This is a genomic window from Azospirillum sp. B506 (genome assembly GCF_000333595.1).
In the GTDB taxonomy this organism is placed as follows: domain Bacteria; phylum Pseudomonadota; class Alphaproteobacteria; order Azospirillales; family Azospirillaceae; genus Azospirillum.
The window spans coordinates 1-15,893 of the sequence record NZ_BADK01000598.1 but is presented as its reverse complement, the minus strand read 5'-3'; the positions used below and the strand labels follow the sequence as shown (position 1 = coordinate 15,893).

Below are 15,893 nucleotides of genomic sequence, written 5' to 3'. Positions count from 1 at the left end.
CGGCGATTTCGACCGCACCGTCGGCATCCTGATGTCGGGCGCCTCGGCCCCGGTGATCTCGAAGAAGCCGGAAGGCGCCTACAGCCACGCGGTGTTCGACGCGGCGGCCAAGCTGTAAGGTACTGATCCCGGGGAGCGGGTGCTGCGCCTTGCCCGCTCCCCACCGATGACATTCATGCGGCAAAAGACGTTCCGCCCGCGGACCCGCAGCGATATATTAGTAAGCACGGCCTCCTGGCATTGAGCGCCGATGACTTGAATGGGACGAGCATGGATTCCAACGCGGGCGATTCGAACATGGTGGCGGTGGCCGCACCGGTGCGCCGCCGCCGCCGCCGGCCCGCCAGCGCCACCGCAAGGCCGGCCCATCGCGGCGCCACCGTATCGGGCACCATCTACCGCGACCTGCGCGACGACATCGTTTCCCTGCGCCGCAAGCCGGGCGAGCCGGTGATCGAGAAGGAGGTGTCGGAAACCTATGGCGTCAGCCGCACGCCCGTCCGCGAGGCGATGCTGAAGCTGGCCGACGAGGGACTGGTGGAGGTGTTCCCGCAGTCCGGCACCTTCGTCGCCCGCATCCCGATCAGCGCCCTGCCGGAGGCCATCGCCATCCGCCGCGCGCTGGAGGAGGCCACCGTGCGCTACGCCGCCGAACAGGCGACCGGCAGCCAGGTGGCCCGGCTGCGCGCCAATCTGGAACTCCAGCGCGAGATGAAGGAGGCCGGCGACTTCGACGGCTTCCATGAGGCCGACGAGGCCTTCCACGCGCTGCTGGCGGAGATCTCCGGCTATCCCGGCTTCTGGGCGGTGACCCAGCAGGTGAAGCGGCAGGTCGACCGCTACCGCCACCTGACCCTGCCGGCGGCCGGCCGGATGGACAAGGCGCTGACCGAACATGGCGCCGTCGTCGAGGCGGTGGCCGCCCGCGATCCCGACCGCGCCGCGGCCGAACTGCGCCACCACCTGACCGACCTGCAACTGGGCATCGCCGACGTCCAGCGCAGCTATCCGCACTACTTCACGGAATGACGGGAGGGGACGCGCTCACAGCTTGCGCGTCTCATAGGCCGTGAAGCTGGCGGCGCGCGGGGCGTACCCGCTGGCGAAATGGGCGGAGGAAACGATCATGTCGGCCGTCGCCTCGTTGCAGGCCATCGGGATGTTGTAAAGCGTCGCCAGCCGGGTCAGCGCCTTCAAATCGACATCGTGCGGCTGGGCGGTCATCGGATCGACGAAGAAGACCAGCAGGTCGATCCGCCCCTCCGCGATCATCGCGCCGATCTGCTGGTCGCCGCCGAGCGGGCCGCTCTTCAACGGGGTCACGTCCAGGCCGGGATGGGCGTCGCGCACCTTCTGGCCGGTGGTGCCGGTCGCCCAGAAGGCATGGCCGTCCAATGCGGCGATGTTGGCACCGATCCAGGCGATCAGGTCCGCCTTGCGGGCGTCATGGGCGACGAGGGCGATGCGCTTGCGGGGCTGCGGGGCGGACTGCTGGGCGGTCATGGATGGACACTCCGGACGAAGACCACACTCTAATATATTACCTTCGGGAACGACGCAACGCGGGCTCCCGCCCTGCCGCCTTTCCCCCTTCGGACCTGCGACTTTGTCGCACCCTTTGCCGTCTGAAGTGTCCGGGAGGCCATCATTAGAGCTTGCCCGGCTTACTAGTATATTAGTATGATGGCGCCAAACCCGCCGGGACGCCGGCTGCACAGATTTAAAAGGAACCACCCCATGAAAATCTCCGTCCGGCACGCTTCCCACCCCGACGCGGTCCGCGGTTACGACACCGAGACCCTGCGCGACCATTTCCTGGTCCCGACCCTGTTCGAGGCGGACGAGACCGTCTTCACCTACAGCCACATCGACCGTTTCGTCCTCGGCGGCGCCATGCCGGTGGCCGGCCCGCTGAAGCTGGACTCCGCCAAGGAGATCGGCTCGCCCAACTTCCTCGACCGGCGCGAGCTGGGGGTGGTCAATGTCGGCGGCGCCGGCCGGGTGACCGTCGACGGCGTGGTGTATGAGCTGGCGCCACGCGACGCGCTCTATGTCGCGATGGGCAGCAAGGACATCGTCTTCGAAAGCCTGGACCGCCGCGAGCCGGCCAAGTTCTACCTGAACAGCACCCCCGCCCATGCCCGGTTCGAGACGATGAAGATCTCGATCGGCCAGGCCAAGGCCGTGCATCTCGGCGACCCGGCCCAGTCGAACGAGCGCACCATCTACCAGATGATCCACCCGGACGTGGTCCGCACCGCGCAGCTGGTGCTGGGCATGACGGTGCTGAAGCCGAACAACATGTGGAACACGATGCCGTGCCACACCCATGACCGGCGCTGCGAGGTCTATTTCTACTTCGACCTGCCGGAAGAGGCCCGCGTCATCCACCTGATGGGCGAGCCGGAGCAGACCCGCCACATCGTGGTCGCCAACGAACAGGCGGTGATCTCCCCGCCCTGGTCGATCCATTCCGGTGTCGGCACCCGCAACTACACCTTCATCTGGGCGATGGGCGGCGACAACCAGGACTTCACGGACATGGACTTCGTCGCCATGGACCGCCTGCGCTGACGCGCCACCCGATTTGAAACCAACTCATAAGAACGGGAACCGACCATGAGCATTTCGTTCGACCTGACCGGCAAGGTGGCGCTGGTCACCGGCGCCAACACCGGCATCGGCCAGGGCATCGCCGTGGCGATGGCCGAGGCCGGCGCCGACATCGCCGCCGTCGACGTGGTGTCGCTGGACGAGACCAAGGGTCTGGTCGAGGCGACCGGCCGCAAGTTCCTCGGCATCCACGCCGACCTGACCTCCATCGCCCCGGTCCAGGGGCTGGTGGAGCAGACGGTCGCCACGCTCGGCGGGCTGGACATCCTGGTCAACAATGCCGGGATGATCCGCCGCGCCGATGCCGTCGACTTCTCCGAGGCCGACTGGGACGCCGTGATGAACCTCAACATCAAGACGGTGTTCTTCCTCTGCCAGGCCTTCGGCCGCTACGCCATCGGCGCGGGCCGCAAGGGCAAGATCATCAACATCGCGTCCATGCTGTCCTTCCAGGGCGGCATCCGCGTGCCGTCCTACACCGCCTCCAAGAGCGGCGTCGCCGGCATCACCAAGCTTCTGGCCTGCGAATGGGCCGGCAAGGGCATCAACGTGAATGCCATCGCGCCGGGCTATGTCGCCACCAACAACACCGCGGCTCTGCGCGCCGACGAGAACCGCAGCGCCGAGATCCTGGGCCGCATTCCGGCCGGCCGCTGGAGCGTGCCGTCCGACATCGGCGGCCCGGCGGTGTTCCTGGCGTCGGAAGCCGCCGACTACATCCACGGCACCATCCTGCCGGTCGATGGCGGCTGGCTGGCGCGCTGACGGAAAACGGCCCTCCCCGCCCCTCACGGGCGGAGGAGGGCTTCCTTTTGGGGGGAAACCGGACGATGACGACCGACGTATTCGTGACCGCAGGCGACATCCCGTGGCAGGATCTGGGCGACGGCGTGCGCCGCAAGATCCTGGGCTACAACGACACGATGATGATGGTGCGGGTGGAGTTCGAAGCCGGCGCCATCGGCGCGCAGCATCGCCATCCCCATGTCCAGTGCGCCGTGGTGGAGAAGGGGTCCTTCGATGTCACCATCGACGGCCGCACCAAGCGGCTGAACACCGGCGACGGCTACATGGTGCCGTCCAATGTTCTGCATGGCGTGGTGGCGCTGGAGCCGGGCGTCCTGCTCGACATCTTCACGCCGATCCGCGAGGATTTCCTGGGCGAGCCGGTGGCCTATGCCGCCGAAGCGGACGCCCAATAAGGTCCCGGTCCCGCTTCACCCCGGCCCTGCGTCACATCGGATCGCCCGGCGCGGTGAAATAGCGCGGATAGTCACGCCGGATGTCGGCGACCGAGATCTGCAGATCGTCCAGATGGTCGTCCAGCGCCTTGATGGCGGCGGCGGGATCGTTGGCCGCCACCGCCTCGACGATGGCGGCGTGCTCCGCGATCACCTCGGCGATGCGCCCGCGCACCGGCAGGGTCAGCAGGCGGTAGCGGTCGATCTGCACCTTGGTCTGCTGGATCAGCGTCCAGAATCCCGGATAGCCGGCGATGTCCGCGATCAGCGCATGGAACGCCTCGTCGGCCTGGTGGAAGCCTTCGTAGTTGGCGCTTTCCTGCATCTCCCGCTGCAGTTCCAGATTGGCGCGGAGTGCGGCGATCTGGCTGCGGCTGGCCCGTGCCGCCGCATAGCGCACCGTCGCCTCCTCCAGCGCCTTGCGGATGGCGAAGGCCTCCGGCAGCGCGTCCAGCGGGATGCGCGACACGAAGGTGCCGGATTGCGGGAAAATCTCGATCAGCCCCTCGTCGGCCAGCTTCAGCACCGCTTCGCGGACGGGTGTGCGGCTGACGCCATAGCTCTCGGCGATCTGCTTCTCGGCGATGGCGTCGCCGGGCCTGCGCTTCAGCGAGACGATCTCGCCGCGCAGGTCACGGTAGATGCGCGAGGCCACGGTCGCGGCACGGCGCGGCGGCCGTACCGCCGCCGCCGGGGCCGCGGTACGGCGCGCGGTTGCGGAGGCAAGGCCGCCTTGATCCTCTGTCGTCGCGACCTTCTTCACCGATGGCTCCATTCCGGCAGGCGTACGGATCTGGTGGGGCAGCGGTCCGCCGCCCATAGGATGATCTTCATGCCCTGCAATCTACCCGCCCCCCTTCGCCAAGGTCAAATCCATCCCCAGTATCCCGCCGCCCCCTGGCCCAGTCACCGGGTTCCCGCCGGTGGGGTGCGGCGACTGGGCGCAGCCTTTGCGGGCATCGATACCCAGCGCGGGGAGCGATTGGGCTTGCAATCAGATCTAATATATTAATATTATACAGCCAGCCGGTAGGGACGGTCCCCCGCACGGACCCCGCCTTCTCCCCACCCTGCTTTTGCCCTTTTCTTGCAGCGTAGAGGCTTCCGATGCTTCACCCCGACCGTCTTTTCCCGAGCGACCCGACGCAACGCGACATCGCGCGCCGCCTGTATGGCGAAGTCGCCGCCCTGCCGATCGTCAGCCCGCACGGCCATACCGATCCGTCCTGGTTCGCCAAGGACGAGGCGTTCCCCGATCCGGCGAGCCTGTTCGTCAAGCCCGACCATTATGCATTCCGCATGCTCTACAGCCAGGGAATTCCGCTGGAGCAGCTGGGCGTTCCGCGCAGGGACGGCGGGGAGACCTCGTCCGACTCGCGCGCCATCTGGCGCCTGCTGGCCAGCAACTGGCACCTGTTCCGCGGCACGCCGACCTCGATGTGGCTGACCCACGCCTTCGAGACGGTCTTCGGCGTCACCGAGCGTCTGAGCGCGGCCAGCGCCGACCGCATCTACGACCAGATCGAAGAGTGCCTGCGCAAGCCGGAATTCCGCCCGCGCGCCCTGTTCGAGCGCTTCAACCTCGAAGTGCTGGCGACCACCGAATCGCCGCTCGACCCGCTGGTGCACCACAAGGCGATCCGCGAAAGCGGCTGGAAGGGCCGGGTCATCACCGCCTTCCGTCCCGACCCGGTCGTCGATCCGGAGTTCGAGGGCTTCCGCGACAACCTCGCCGAGCTGGCCCGCATCACCGGACAGGACACCGCGACCTGGGAGGGCTACCTCGCCGCTTTGGCTGACCGCCGCCTCTATTTCAAGAGCTATGGCGCCACCTCGACCGACCACGGCCATCCGACGGCGGCGACCGCCGACCTCCCGCGCCCCGAGGCGAAGAAGCTGTTCGACATCGTCCGCCGCGGCGGTGCCACGGCCGAGGAGGCCGAGCTGTTCCGCGCCCAGATGCTGACCGAAATGGCGCGGATGAGCCTGGAGGACGGTCTGGTCATGCAGATCCATCCCGGCAGCTTCCGCAACCACAACACCCTCGTGTTCGAGCGTTTCGGCCGCGACAAGGGCGCCGACATCCCGAGCGGCACCGAGTATGTGCGGGCGCTGAAGCCGCTGCTCGACCGCTTCGGCAACGAGCGCGACCTGACCATCATCCTGTTCACCCTGGATGAGGACAGCTATTCCCGCGAGCTGGCGCCGCTGGCCGGCCATTACCCGGCGCTGCGCGTCGGCCCGGCCTGGTGGTTCCATGACAGCCCCGAGGGCATGCGCCGCTACCGCGAGATGATCACGGAGACCGCCGGCTTCTACAACACGGTCGGCTTCAACGACGACACCCGCGCCTTCTGCTCGATCCCGGCCCGCCACGACGTGTCGCGCCGCGTCGATTGCAGCTTCCTCGCCCGCCTGGTCGCTGAACACCGGATGGCCGAGGACGAGGCCGCGGACTTGGCCGTCGACCTCGCCTACCGCCTCGCCAAGAACGCCTACAAGCTGTGATTGGTTGAGCATTACGACCAGCAAAGCCCCTCTCCCACAAGGGGAGAGGGGCCAGCACGTCTCCTCAAGGACATCTTCCCATGGCATCGCTGACCATCCGCCTGCACCCCGCCGACAACGTCGTCGTCGCCGGCGCCGACCTGGAGCCCGGCACCACCCTGCCCGGCACAGACGTCGCGACCACCGGGCCGGTGCCGGCCGGCCACAAGGTCGCGGTGCGCGCCATCGCGCCGGGCGAACCGGTGCGCAAATACAATCAGGTCATCGGCTTCGCCACCGCGGCGATCCAGCCGGGCGACCATGTCCACGTCCACAACATGGGCATGGGCAGCGACTTCGAGCGCGACTACGCCTTCGGCGCCGATGTCCACCCGGTCGAGCCGATCCCGGAGGCCGAGCGCGCCACCTTCCAGGGCATCCTGCGCCCGGACGGCCGCGTCGCCACCCGCAACTACATCGGCGTGCTGACCTCGGTGAACTGCTCCGCCACCGCGGCGCGGATGATCGCCGATCATTTCCGCGGCTCCGCGCTCGCCGCCTACCCCAACATCGACGGCGTCGTGGCGCTGACCCATGGCTACGGCTGCGGCATGGCCGGCAGCGGCGAGGTGATGGACACGCTGCGCCGGACCATCGCCGGCTATGCCCGCCACCCGAACTTCGCCGCGGTGATCCTGCTGGGTCTCGGCTGCGAGGTGAACCAGATCGACAAGCTGATGGAGGCCACCGGCCTTGAGGCCGGCGCCCGCGTCATCCCCATCGGCATCCAGGACATGGGCGGCACCGCCGCCGCGGCCCGCGAGGGAATCCGCCGGATCGAGGCGCTGCTGCCGGAGATCAACGACGTCACCCGCCAGACCCTGCCGGCCAGCCACCTGACGCTGGCGCTGCAGTGCGGCGGTTCCGACGGCTATTCGGGCATCACCGCCAACCCGGCGCTGGGCTATGCCGTCGACCTGCTGGTCCGCAACGGCGGCACCGCCGTGCTGAGCGAGACGCCGGAGGTCTATGGCGCCGAGCATCTGCTGACCCGCCGCGCCGTCCGCCGCGAGGTCGGCGAGGCGCTGGTCGAGCGCATCGGCTGGTGGGAGGAGTACACCAGCCGCACCGGCGGCGAGATGAACAACAACCCGTCGCCCGGCAACAAGAAGGGTGGCCTGACCACCATCCTGGAGAAGTCGCTGGGTGCGGTCGCCAAGGGCGGCACCACCCCGATGACCGCCGTCTACCGCTATGCCGAGCCGATCACCGAGAAGGGCTTCGTCTTCATGGACACGCCCGGCTACGACCCGGTGTCGGCGACCGGCCAGGTGGCGGGCGGCGCCAACGTGCTGTGCTTCACCACCGGCCGCGGCTCGGTGTTCGGCTGCAAGCCGACGCCCAGCCTGAAGCTGGCGACCAACAGCACGCTGTTCCGCCGGATGCCGGACGACATGGACATCGATTGCGGCGCCATCGCCAGCGGCGACGCCTCGATCGAGGAAGTCGGCCGCGCGATCTTCCAGCTGGTCCTCGACACCGCGTCGGGCCGCAAGACCAAGAGCGAGGAACTCGGCGTCGGCGCCGATGAATTCGCCCCTTGGCAGATGGGAGCGGTTATGTAAGGGGTCCGCCCCCTTGTTGGAAACCGTTGAAGAGCCGGCGCCATGCCAGACAGTTCCACCCCTCTCCCCGGCCCCCGCACCGACACCGGTCCCGAACCGGTGAACGCGCCACAGACCCCGATCCACCCCACTGGACCGGGGTCCAAGGGCACGGAGCCGATGCGGGCGATCCTGCTGGTGGTGCTGGCGGTGGCCTGCCTGTCCTGCTCCGACGCCACGGCGAAATATCTCGGCCGCACCCTGCCGCCGGCCGAGATCGCCTGGATGCGCTATGTCGTCTTCACCGCGCTGGTGATGCCGCTGGCTCTGCGCGGCGGCTCGCTGAGCGTGTTGAAGACCACGCGGCCGGGGCTTCAGGCCGTGCGCGGCCTGGGCATGCTGGGATCGGCCCTGTTCTTCATCATGGCGATGCAGCATCTGCCGCTGGCCGAGGCGGCGGCGATCAGCTTCGTCTCCCCCGTCTTCGTCACCGTGCTGTCGATCCTGCTGCTGGCCGAGAAGGTCGGCATCCGCCGCTGGGCGGCGCTGCTGGTCGGGCTGGCCGGTGTGCTGATCGTCATCCGGCCGGGGGCGGAAGGGTTCCAGCCCGCCTCGCTGCTGCCGATCCTCACCGCCTTCAGCTGGGCGCTCGGGCTGGTGGCGACGCGCAAGATGACGGCGCAGGAGAACCCGCTGACCACCATGGTGTGGAGCGCGCTCACCGGCCTGATCGTGCTGACCGCCCTGCTCCCCCTGCACGCCGCGATGCCGACGCCGTGGGAAATGCTGCTGGGCGCCTTCATCGGGCTGGTCTACACGGCAGCGCAATGGCTGCTGATCCTGGCCTACCGCCAGGGCGAGGCGTCGGTGCTGGCGCCCTTCACCTATGTCCAGCTGATCTGGTCGACGGCGCTGGGATACCTCGTCTTCGGCGCGGTGCCCGACCAATGGACCTTCGTCGGCACCGGCGTGATCATCGCCAGCGGCCTTTACACCGCCCACCGCGAACGGATGCGGGCACAGCTGCGCCGCTCTGCGGCGTGATGAACAAGACGTCGCCGGGGCGATCCCCGGCTTGTGGAGAAGAAGAATGACCGAAACGCCCAACCGCGTCGCTGCGCTCGGCGAATGCATGATCGAGATGTTCCGGCGGCCGGACGGGTCGCTGACCATGGGCTTCGGCGGCGACACGCTGAACACCGCCGTCTATCTGGCGCGGCTGGGCACGCCGGTCGATTACGTCACGGCACTCGGCGATGACAGCATCAGCCAGGACATGGTGACGGCCTGGGCGGCCGAAGGGGTGGGCACCGGCCATGTCCTGCGCGTGCCGAACCGCCTGCCCGGCCTCTACATGATCGAGACCGATGCCAGCGGCGAGCGCCGCTTCCTCTACTGGCGCGACCGGGCGCCGGCGCGCGAGCTGTTCGCCCTGCCCCAGACGCCGGAGCTGTCCAAGGCGCTGGAGGGCTACGGCATCGTCTATCTGTCCGGCATCAGCATCGCCATCCTGGGCGAAGAGGGCCGCGAGCGCCTGTTCGAGGTGCTGCAGCGGGTCCGCGCGCGCGGCGGCAAGGTCGCCTTCGACACCAACTGGCGCCCGCGTCTGTGGCCCGACATCGAGACCGCCCGCGCCGCCTTCGACCGCATGCTGCGGCTGACCGACATCGCGCTGCCCGGCGTCACCGATCTGCGCGACCTCTATGGCGATGCCGATGCCGACGCCGTTCTGGCCCGCGTCCGCGACGCCGGGGTTTCCGAGATCGTGCTGAAACTGGAACAGCCCGGCTGCGTGGTGATCGAGAATGGCCAGGCCGTCGAAGTGCCCGCCCTGAAGGTCGCCACCGTGGTCGACACCACGGCGGCCGGCGACAGCTTCAGCGCCGGCTATCTCGCCGCCCGCCTGCGCGGCGAGGGGCCGGCCGATGCCGCCCGCGCCGCCCACAGGCTGGCCGCCGCCGTCATCCAGCACCGCGGCGCCATCATTCCGCGCGACGCCATGCCGGCCTGACCGCCGGTTTCAAGCCGACACATCAGCCTTCCGCCGCCAGTTCGCGGCGGAAGGCGCGGGCCGCCATCTCCGCGAAGGCGGTGAGCGCCGTCTCGTCCGCGCCGTCGCGAGCAGCCGCCGACATCCCCATCATCGCGATCATCACGAATTCGGCGAGCGCGCCGGCCCGTTCCGGCTCCTCCCCGGCGATGAAGGCGCAGATCGCCGACACGCTGGCTTTCCTCAGCGCCGCGGTCAACGCACGCGCTTCCGGATCGGCGCTGTTGCGCGCGCCGTCGAGCACGAGGCACCCCGCCACTCCGTTCCGCTCCGGATAGAGCCGCGCCGCCAGCAGCAGCGTGCGTTCGATCACCTCGACCACGCCGCCGCCATCCGCCTGCGCGCGGGCGAAGATGTTGGCCTCCCCCGCCGCATAGCGCTGAAGCGCCCGCTCGAACAGTCCGGCCTTGCTGCCGAAGGCGGCATAGAAGCTCGGCGGCTTGATCCCCAGCTCCGCCCCCAGTTCGGCGACGCCAACGGCGTCGTAGCCGCGGGCATGGAACAGCTTCATCGCGGTCTCGACCGCCTCGTCCATGTCGAAGGACCGCCGCCGTCCCCGCGTCCCGGACGATTCTATAGCGACCACTATATTTTCTCCTTGCGCAAATCCCTCGCCTGAATTTATATAGCGGTCACTACATTTTCTCAAGGAGCACATCATGGGTGAGTTCACCGGCCGCAAAGTCCTGGTCCTCGGCGGCAGCCGCGGCATCGGCAAGGCCATCGTCCGCCGCTTCGCCAAGGCCGGCGGTGCGGTCGCCTTCACCTATGCCGGGTCGAAGGACGCCGCCGAGGCTCTCGCCGCCGAAACCGGCGCCGAGGCCATCCGCACCGACAGCGCCGACCGCGACGCCTTGATCGCCACGGTGGCGGACCGCGGCGCGCTGGACGTGCTGGTGGTCAATGCCGGCACGCTGGTGCTGGGCGATCCGCTCACGCTCGATCCCGATGCCGTCGACCGCATGATCGACGTCAATGTCCGCGCGCCCTACCACGCGGCGGTCGAAGCGGCCCGGCGCATGAATGACGGCGGGCGCATCATCGTCATCGGCTCGGTCAACGGCGACCGCATGCCGTTTGCCGGCGGGGCCGCCTACGCGCTGACCAAGTCGGCGGTCCAGGGCATGGTGCGCGGCCTCGCCCGCGACTTCGGCGACCGCGGCATCACGGTGAACGCGATCCAGCCGGGTCCGACCGACAGCGACATGAACCCGGCCGACGGGCCGATGGCTTCCACCATGCATGGCTTCATGGCGATCAAGCGCCACATCCATGCCGACGAGGTGGCCGAACTGACCGCCTACATCGCCGGCCCGCATGCCGCGATGATTACCGGTTCGTTCCAGACCATCGACGGCGGCTTCGGCGCCTGACGGTCATCCTCTTCCTTCGCTAAACTATACACGCAGCAAGAGATCCCCTCTCCCCCCCCGGGGAGAGGGAGATTTCCTCCGCCAACGCCCCCTCATGCGTCAGCAGCCAGCGCTTGCGCTCCACCCCTCCGCCATAGCCGGTCAGCGTTCCATCCGACCCGATCACCCGGTGGCAAGGCACGACGATGCCGACCGGGTTGGCGCCGTTGGCATGCCCCGCCGCCCGCACCGCCGCCGGGCGCCCGGCCAGCGCCGCCAGTTCGCGGTAGGTTATGGTCCCGCCGCAGGGAATCCCGCGCAACGCCGCCCACACGGCGCGCTGGAACGGCGTCCCGCCGGTGCGCACCGGCAACCGCTCGATGACGGCAAGCTCGCCCGCAAAATAGGCATCCATCGCCCGCGTCAGACCACCCGGATCGGCCGACGGCCGCAGGTCGTAGCCACCGCGATGGTGCAGACGCAGCAGCCGGTGCAGCCGGTCCTCATGCTCGCTCCAGTCGACGGCGCGCAGGGCGCCCTCTTCGTCCGCAATCACGATCAGCTCGCCAATGGGCGTCGCGGTGCGGTCGATCAGCAGGCTGGTGACGGCGGACATCGCAGCCCCTCCTCTCCCTGTTGCATAGGCGCGCTGCTGAAATTGAAGGCAGCAACCCTCCGGCGCAACCCTTTGATACGGCGTAATTTCCTGTTTTCGCGCTTGCGAATTCCCATGCGTTTCTTGCGTAACGCCGCCAAAACAGGCGCCAAAAGGCCGAGTTGCGTGCAATCCGCATGGCTGGCATGATGAGGCAATGCCTGTCCATACCGTCAGTTCCTGACCGAACAGTCAGCTTTTCCGCCGCCCCCGTCCGTTGACCGTGCTGGTTGGTTCTCTTGGCACGCGGGTTGCTGATGCTTCGGTAGACACGCCGCTCCGCGACCGAAGGGAAGCCATCCGCCATGACCCTGATCGCTCCGCTTGCCACCCAAGACTCCGCCGGAGACCTTTCGGCTTCGCCCTACGCCGACCTGACCCCGGCGATGACGCCGGTGCAGGCGCTGGCCGAGTCGAACCGCTGCCTGTTCTGCTACGACGCCCCCTGCATCAAGGCCTGTCCGACCGGCATCGACATTCCGGCCTTCATCCGCTCGATCGCCACCGGCAATTTGAAGGGTGCCGCGACGACGATCCTGTCGGAGAACATCATGGGCGGCACCTGCGGCCGCGTCTGCCCGACCGAGACGCTGTGCGAGCAGTCCTGCGTCCGCAACCGGGCGGAGGATCGCCCCGTCGCCATCGGCCGGCTGCAGCGCCACGCCACCGACCGTCTCATCGACGGCGAACCGGCCCACCCCTTCGCCCGCGCCGCCGCCACCGGCAAGCGCGTCGCCGTGGTCGGTGCCGGCCCGGCCGGCCTGTCCTGCGCCCACCGCCTCGCCACGCTCGGCCATGAGGTGACGGTGTTCGAGGCGAAGGCCAAGTCCGGCGGCCTCAACGAATACGGCCTCGCCCCCTACAAGATGGCCGACGATTTCGCCCAGCGCGAGGTCGCCTTCATCCTCGGCGTCGGCGGCATCACGGTGGAGCATGGCCGCAAGCTGGGCGCCGACCTGTCGCTCGAAAGCCTGCGCGCCAACTTCGACGCCGTCTTCCTCGGCGTCGGCCTGGGGTCCAACAACCGCCTCGGCATCCCCGGCGAGGAGCGCGCGGGCGTGGAAGACGCCACCGCCTTCATCGAGCGCGTCCGTCAGGCCCTACCCGGCCAGCCGCCGGCCGTCGGCAGCAAGGTCGTGGTGATCGGCGGCGGCAACACCGCCATCGACGCCGCCATCCAGGCCAAGCGCCTGGGCGCCGAGGACGTCACCCTGGTCTACCGCCGCGGCCGTGCCCAGATGGGCGCCACCGCCTGGGAGCAGGAGCTGGCCCAGACCGAAGGCGTCGTCCTCAAGACCTTTGCAGCCCCCAAGGAGATCGGCGACACCACCATCGCCTTCGAGCGGACCCGCTTGAGCGACGGCAAACTGTCCGGCACCGGCGAGACCTTCACCCTCCAGGCCGACATGGTGCTGAAGGCGGTCGGCCAGAAGCTGTCGGCCGAGGCGCTCGACGGCCTGCAGGTCACCGGCGGCAAGATCGCCATCGACGAGTCCTACCGCACCACGCTCGCCAAGGTCTGGGCCGGCGGCGACTGCGTCGCGACGGGAGAGGATCTGACGGTCCAGTCCGTGCAGGACGGCAAGCTCGCCGCCCTCGCCATCCACAGCCACCTGACCGCCTGAGGAAAGGGAGCCACATCATGGCCGATCTCCGCAGCACCATCGCCGGCATCCGCTCCCCCAACCCCTTCTGGCTGGCGTCGGCCCCGCCGACCGACAAGGCCTACAACGTCGTCCGCGCCTTCAAGGCGGGCTGGGGCGGTGTCGTCTGGAAGACGCTGGGCGAGGACCCGCCGGTGGTCAACGTCTCCAGCCGCTATGGCGCGCATCTCGACACCGACCGCCGGATGATCGGCTTCAACAACATCGAGCTGATCTCCGACCGGCCGCTCGCCGTCAATCTGCAGGAGATCATCGAGGTCAAGCGCGACTGGCCCGACCGCGCCATGGTCGTCTCGCTGATGGCCACCATGACCGAGACCGCCTGGGCCGGCCTCGCCCGCCGCATCGCCGAGACCGGGGCCGCCGACGGGCTGGAACTCAACCTCGGCTGCCCGCACGGCATGTGCGAGCGCGGCATGGGATCCGCCATCGGGCAGGTGCCGGAGATGGTCGAGCAGGTCACCCGCTGGGTGAAGAACGCCGTCAACCTGCCGGTGATCGTCAAGCTGACCCCCAACATCACCAACATCCTGTGGTCGGCGGAAGCGGCCAAGCGCGGCGGCGCCGACGCGGTGTCGCTGATCAACACGGTGAACTCCATCGTCGCGGTCGATCTCGACGCCATGGCCCCGACCCCGGTGGTCGACGGCAAGGGCAGCCACGGCGGATATTGCGGCCCGGCGGTGAAGCCGATCGCGCTGAACATGGTGGCGGAGATCGCCCGCAATCCCGACACAAGCGGCCTGCCGGTCAGCGGCATCGGCGGCATCACGACATGGCGCGACGCGGCGGAGTTCCTGGCGTTGGGCGCTACCAATGTGCAGGTCTGCACCGCGGCCATGACCTACGGCTTCAAGATCGTCGAGGACATGATCGGCGGCCTGTCCAACTGGATGGACGAGAAGGGATACCGGACCATTGACGAGCTGAGCGGCCGTGCGGTGCGCAACGTCGTCAACTGGAACGACCTGAACATGAACTTCTCGACCAAGGCGCTGATCGACCCCGCCCTGTGCATCGACTGCGGCCGCTGCCACATCGTCTGCGAGGACACCTCGCACCAGGCGATCCGCATCGACCAGGGAGACGGCCGGCGCGTCTTCACCGTGGTCAACGAGGAATGCGTCGGCTGCAACCTGTGCAGCCATGTCTGCCCGGTGCCGGACTGCATCACCATGGTGCCGGAGCAGACCGATCTGCCCTACGTCACCTGGCCCAACGACGCCCGCAACCCGATGCGCGTCCCCGAAGCCGCCGCCGAATAACAAGCCGCCTCATAAGAACGACGTTCAGGAGAGAGAGCAACATGTCCACCCCGCAGAATGTCGCCGTGAACGGCTCGCGCCTGTGGCAGAGCCTGATGGACATGGCGCAGATCGGCGGCACGCCCAAGGGCGGCGTGTGCCGGCTGGCGCTGACCGACCTCGACAAACAGGGCCGAGACCTGTTCGTGCGCTGGTGCGAGGAGGCCGGCTGCACGATTTCGGTCGACAGGATGGGCAACATCTTCGCCCGCCGCCCCGGCCGCAACGACAGCCTGCCCCCGGTCATCATGGGCAGCCATCTCGACAGCCAGCCGACCGGCGGCAAATATGACGGCGTCTATGGCGTGCTGGCCGGGCTGGAGGTGGTGCGCAGCCTGAACGACATGAACTACGTCACCGAGGCCCCGGTGGAGGTCGCGGTCTGGACCAACGAGGAAGGCTCGCGCTTCGCCCCGGCCATGGTGGCGTCCGGCGTCTTCGCCGGGGTGTTCGATCTGGAGTATGGCCTGTCGCGCGCCGACCTCGACGGCAAGACGATGGGCGAGGAGCTGGCCCGCATCGGCTATGCCGGCGACCGGGAGGTGGGTGGCCGCAAGGTCGGTGCCTATTTCGAGGCCCACATCGAGCAGGGGCCGATCCTGGAGGCCGAGGGCAAGACCATCGGCGTCGTCACCGACTGCCAGGGCCAGCGCTGGTACGAGATCACCTTCACCGGCCAGGAGGCCCATGCCGGCCCGACCCCGATGGTCCGTCGCAAGGACGCCCTGCTGGGAGCCGCCCGCGTCGTCGATGCGGTCAACCGGATCGGCCTGAAATACGGCCCGCTGGCCTGTGCCACCGTCGGGCTGATGCAGATCCACCCCAACAGCCGCAAGGTCATCCCCGGCCGCGTCTTCTTCACCGTCGATCTCTAAAGTGCGGACGACGGCATCCTCGCCGCGATGACGGCGAGCGCGCGCCGA

The 15,893-nt window shown here is 68.5% G+C and carries 15 protein-coding genes and 1 pseudogene; 12 read left to right on the top strand and 4 right to left on the bottom strand.

What is annotated here, in order from left to right:
- Positions 1 to 270: 270 nt before the first annotated feature.
- Positions 271 to 1,029, top strand: a complete 759-nt coding sequence (locus tag I71_RS17480) for a GntR family transcriptional regulator (RefSeq protein WP_042696118.1) — start codon at positions 271 to 273, stop codon at positions 1,027 to 1,029.
- 15 nt (positions 1,030 to 1,044) lie between these two features.
- Here I71_RS17480 and I71_RS17475 read toward each other — a convergent pair whose 3' ends face one another.
- Positions 1,045 to 1,503, bottom strand: coding sequence for a methylglyoxal synthase (locus I71_RS17475; RefSeq protein ID WP_042696117.1), 459 nt, complete (start codon positions 1,501 to 1,503; stop codon positions 1,045 to 1,047).
- Between the two features lie 234 nt (positions 1,504 to 1,737).
- Between I71_RS17475 and kduI the strand changes: the two genes are divergently transcribed.
- The 3 genes from kduI to I71_RS17460 all read left to right on the top strand — a co-directional run bounded on the left by kduI (position 1,738) and on the right by I71_RS17460 (position 3,815).
- Positions 1,738 to 2,574: a 5-dehydro-4-deoxy-D-glucuronate isomerase gene (gene kduI / locus I71_RS17470; protein ID WP_042696116.1), complete on the top strand. Its 837-nt coding sequence runs from the start codon at positions 1,738 to 1,740 to the stop codon at positions 2,572 to 2,574.
- A gap of 45 nt (positions 2,575 to 2,619) precedes the next feature.
- On the top strand, positions 2,620 to 3,378 hold the full coding sequence (gene kduD, locus I71_RS17465) for a 2-dehydro-3-deoxy-D-gluconate 5-dehydrogenase KduD (RefSeq protein ID WP_042696115.1): 759 nt from the start codon (positions 2,620 to 2,622) through the stop codon (positions 3,376 to 3,378).
- Positions 3,379 to 3,443: 65 nt separating this feature from the next.
- Positions 3,444 to 3,815, top strand: a complete 372-nt coding sequence (locus I71_RS17460; RefSeq protein ID WP_042696114.1) for a cupin domain-containing protein — start codon at positions 3,444 to 3,446, stop codon at positions 3,813 to 3,815.
- Positions 3,816 to 3,846: 31 nt separating this feature from the next.
- Here I71_RS17460 and I71_RS17455 read toward each other — a convergent pair whose 3' ends face one another.
- The gene (locus tag I71_RS17455) at positions 3,847 to 4,629 is read right to left on the bottom strand and encodes a GntR family transcriptional regulator (RefSeq protein WP_042696120.1); all 783 of its coding nucleotides are present in this window, start codon (positions 4,627 to 4,629) and stop codon (positions 3,847 to 3,849) included.
- A gap of 332 nt (positions 4,630 to 4,961) precedes the next feature.
- On the opposite strand from I71_RS17455, the gene uxaC reads away from it, so the two are divergent.
- The 4 genes from uxaC (at position 4,962) to I71_RS17435 (ending at position 9,956) form a co-directional block, all read left to right on the top strand.
- Positions 4,962 to 6,362: a glucuronate isomerase gene (gene uxaC / locus I71_RS17450; RefSeq protein WP_042696113.1), complete on the top strand. Its 1,401-nt coding sequence runs from the start codon at positions 4,962 to 4,964 to the stop codon at positions 6,360 to 6,362.
- Between the two features lie 80 nt (positions 6,363 to 6,442).
- The gene (locus tag I71_RS17445; protein WP_042696112.1) at positions 6,443 to 7,966 is read left to right on the top strand and encodes a UxaA family hydrolase; all 1,524 of its coding nucleotides are present in this window, start codon (positions 6,443 to 6,445) and stop codon (positions 7,964 to 7,966) included.
- Between the two features lie 42 nt (positions 7,967 to 8,008).
- Positions 8,009 to 8,989 carry a DMT family transporter gene (locus tag I71_RS17440; protein ID WP_083897224.1) on the top strand — a complete coding sequence of 327 codons (981 nt, stop codon included), beginning with the start codon at positions 8,009 to 8,011 and terminating at the stop codon, positions 8,987 to 8,989.
- 46 nt (positions 8,990 to 9,035) lie between these two features.
- On the top strand, positions 9,036 to 9,956 hold the full coding sequence (locus tag I71_RS17435; RefSeq protein WP_042696110.1) for a sugar kinase: 921 nt from the start codon (positions 9,036 to 9,038) through the stop codon (positions 9,954 to 9,956).
- A 22-nt stretch (positions 9,957 to 9,978) separates the two neighbouring features.
- Here I71_RS17435 and I71_RS17430 read toward each other — a convergent pair whose 3' ends face one another.
- The gene (locus I71_RS17430; RefSeq protein WP_042696109.1) at positions 9,979 to 10,530 is read right to left on the bottom strand and encodes a TetR/AcrR family transcriptional regulator; all 552 of its coding nucleotides are present in this window, start codon (positions 10,528 to 10,530) and stop codon (positions 9,979 to 9,981) included.
- A gap of 124 nt (positions 10,531 to 10,654) precedes the next feature.
- Between I71_RS17430 and bdcA the strand changes: the two genes are divergently transcribed.
- Positions 10,655 to 11,368, top strand: coding sequence for an SDR family oxidoreductase (gene bdcA, locus I71_RS17425; RefSeq protein ID WP_042696108.1), 714 nt, complete (start codon positions 10,655 to 10,657; stop codon positions 11,366 to 11,368).
- Positions 11,369 to 11,387: 19 nt separating this feature from the next.
- On the opposite strand, the gene ogt is transcribed toward bdcA, so the two are convergent.
- Positions 11,388 to 11,963, bottom strand: a complete 576-nt coding sequence (ogt, locus tag I71_RS17420; RefSeq protein ID WP_042696107.1) for a methylated-DNA--[protein]-cysteine S-methyltransferase — start codon at positions 11,961 to 11,963, stop codon at positions 11,388 to 11,390.
- A gap of 344 nt (positions 11,964 to 12,307) precedes the next feature.
- Between ogt and I71_RS17415 the strand changes: the two genes are divergently transcribed.
- The 3 genes and pseudogenes from I71_RS17415 to I71_RS17405 all read left to right on the top strand — a co-directional run.
- Positions 12,308 to 13,627, top strand: coding sequence for an NAD(P)-dependent oxidoreductase (locus tag I71_RS17415; protein ID WP_042696106.1), 1,320 nt, complete (start codon positions 12,308 to 12,310; stop codon positions 13,625 to 13,627).
- Between the two features lie 17 nt (positions 13,628 to 13,644).
- The gene (gene preA / locus I71_RS17410; RefSeq protein WP_042696105.1) at positions 13,645 to 14,931 is read left to right on the top strand and encodes an NAD-dependent dihydropyrimidine dehydrogenase subunit PreA; all 1,287 of its coding nucleotides are present in this window, start codon (positions 13,645 to 13,647) and stop codon (positions 14,929 to 14,931) included.
- A 41-nt stretch (positions 14,932 to 14,972) separates the two neighbouring features.
- A pseudogene (locus tag I71_RS17405) lies at positions 14,973 to 15,842 on the top strand (allantoate amidohydrolase); the annotation flags it as partial.
- Between the last annotated feature and the right edge of the window lie 51 nt (positions 15,843 to 15,893).